1 protein-coding gene is annotated in these 427 nt (G+C 70.3%); it reads right to left on the bottom strand.

The genetic code is table 11. The annotated features are described in order from the left end of the window. A partial coding sequence (locus tag MOV75_RS41980; protein WP_247008764.1) for a hypothetical protein occupies positions 1–427 on the bottom strand: 427 nt, incomplete at both ends.

Below are 427 nucleotides of genomic sequence, written 5' to 3'. Positions count from 1 at the left end.
GATCGCGCGCTCGATGCCGTCGCCCATCGCCGCGACTTCGCGGCGGATGGCCTGGCCGACGGTGACCATGGAATCGGAGGCGGAGCCCTCGGGCTCGGAGAAGCGGATCGCGACCTGCGCCATCGCCTGCGCGATCATGCGCATTTCCTGGCCGCGCCAGACGAGGCTCGCGAGGAAGTAGAACAGCATGATCGGCGCGAAGAACATCGCGATCAGGCCGGCGATGACGAGCACGCCGCCGCTCTGGCCCATGGCGGCCTGGATCGAGGGCAGGAAGCCGAACGTCAGCGCGGCGCAGGCGGCGAGCCAGACGCCGGCGAAGATGGTGGCGAAGGTATAGACGCTGCGGGCGGGGCGACCCTTCTGGAGCGCCTGGAGCAGCTGGCCGATGGTCTCCCGGTCGTCATTGGCGGCGCGGCGCGAGGTG

The sequence above is a fragment of the Bradyrhizobium sp. PRIMUS42 genome, from assembly GCF_023006515.1.
Classification (GTDB): Bacteria; Pseudomonadota; Alphaproteobacteria; order Rhizobiales; family Xanthobacteraceae; genus Bradyrhizobium.
The sequence above is the reverse complement of the archived record's forward strand: the minus strand, read 5'-3'. Positions and strand labels throughout refer to the sequence as shown.